Below are 1,892 nucleotides of genomic sequence, written 5' to 3' on the forward strand. Positions count from 1 at the left end.
CGCGCGAGAACCGCGGCCTCGTCGCCAGCCTCAACGAGGGGCTGGCGGTCGCGCGCGGCGAGCTGGTCGCGCGCATGGATGCCGACGACTTCGCCTATCCCTGGCGCCTGTCGCGGCAGGCGGCGCTGTTTGCCGCGCGGCCCGAGCTCGGCTTCTGCGGCTCGCTTGTCGACATGCTGCAATACGGCCGCGTCGCACGGGGCAGGCTCGATCCGGTGTTCCGCCTCGACCTCTCCGTGCTGTCGCAGTTCTTCACGATCTTCATGCACCCGACGGTGGTCTACAACCGCCGGATCATCGGCGAGGCCGACCTCCATTACGACGGTACCTACCGGCATGCCGAGGATTTCGACCTCTTCCGGCGGCTTGCCGGCTGCTATCCGGCGGCCATGATGGAGGAGAGCCTGTTGGTCTACCGCGTGCATCCCGGCAGCGTGACCAGCCGGCATACGAGGGAGATGCGGCGCACGCATCTCAGGATCGTGGCGGAGAATCTCGAGCACGAGGGCCTGGCGCAGGACAGCACAGACCTACGCGCCATCGGTGACGAGGTTTCCTTCGACACCGTGCGACGGGCGGCAGCCTTCATCCGCGCGCTGGAGGAGCATATCGCGGCACTGCCAGCGGCAACCCGGCCGAGCTTCGAGGCCGGCGCGCTCAACCTGTTCTATTTTCTCTACCAGCTCGTAAACGACGAGGAACGCCCGGCCCTGACCCACGAGCTTTTGACGCTTGCCGCGAAATGGAACGCGATCCGCCGCCGCGAGAAATACGCGCTCAGCCCCGGTGCCTGGGCCCCCTGGCTGAGCCAGGCCTCGATGTGGGCGGGCAAACGCGCGGACCGGATGGCCCACCGCTTCAAATCCGCGCCGGCGGCATCGGTGCTGGCACGCTATCGGATGGGGACGGCATGAGGGAGATGGGCCAAGTTGTCATACAGGGCTGTAACCGCCAATGCTGGCGGGACAGCACCCCCCTCTGGCCTGCCGGCTCCGGCCCTTCGCTACCGCTCCGGGCGTTCGTCGTTCGCGAAGCCAAGCAATTGGCTTCGCGTCCGCTTCGCGGACCACTCCTCACCCCCCGCAAGGGGGGAGATTGGCGGCTTCGCCGACGGCGCCCACTTATTCGCCGCTTGAGATTGGCGAAAGTCGAGGCGACGTCCAATCTCCCCCCTTGCGGGGGAGATGTCCGGCAGGACAGAGGGGGGTGTGAAGGATCGCGACGCATCGCATCTATCTGTCGGGGCGAGGCAGCCGCCGAGGCCACGCCATGAACGACGCGCGCCATCCGCTGCCGCGGCTCCCGGTCCTGCCCGCGCCTCCCTGGCCCAGGCAGCGGCCGCGGGTCTCCTTCATCGTCTGCACGCGCGACCGCGCGACGGTGCTGGAAGCCTGCATCGACTCGATCCGGGCCGCCTGCAGGGCGCACCCCACCTTCGCCGCCGAACTGGTGGTGGTCGACAACGGCTCGCGCGACGGCACGGCGGAATATCTTTCCCGGATCGCCGCGGCCTCCGACCTTCTCCTGACCACGATCCGCGAGCCGCGCCCCGGACTGGCGACGGCGCGCAATGCCGGGCTGGCGCGGGCGCGCGGGCGCGTTCTGGTCTTCGTCGACGACGATTGCAGGCTCGACCGCAACTACCTCGTCGACCTCGAACGGCATTATGCAAGCGGCGATAAATGGCTGATCCGCGGCGGCCGCGTCGAGATCGGCGACGCGCGCGACCTGCCTTTCACGATAAAACGCTGCGACAAACGCGAGCGGCTGACGCCCGCCGTCCATCCGGGCGGTTTCGTGCTCGGCTGCAACATGACCATGCATCGCGACGTCGCCGCCTTGATCGGCCCCTTCGACGAACGTTTCGGCGCTGGCGGGGCGCTGCGTTCGGC

At 68.4% G+C, this 1,892-nt stretch carries 2 protein-coding genes; both read left to right on the plus strand.

Features of this window, described 5'->3' with window-relative positions; genetic code table 11:
* Positions 1-914 (plus strand): glycosyltransferase (locus tag EOA38_RS35300; RefSeq protein WP_127301391.1); only part of this gene is annotated, 914 nt, incomplete at its 5' end.
* Positions 915-1,269: 355 nt separating this feature from the next.
* A partial coding sequence (locus EOA38_RS35310; RefSeq protein WP_145966246.1) for a glycosyltransferase family A protein occupies positions 1,270-1,892 on the plus strand: 623 nt, incomplete at its 3' end.

The sequence above is a fragment of the Mesorhizobium sp. M1E.F.Ca.ET.041.01.1.1 genome (assembly GCF_003997355.1).
Lineage (GTDB): Bacteria > Pseudomonadota > Alphaproteobacteria > Rhizobiales > Rhizobiaceae > Mesorhizobium.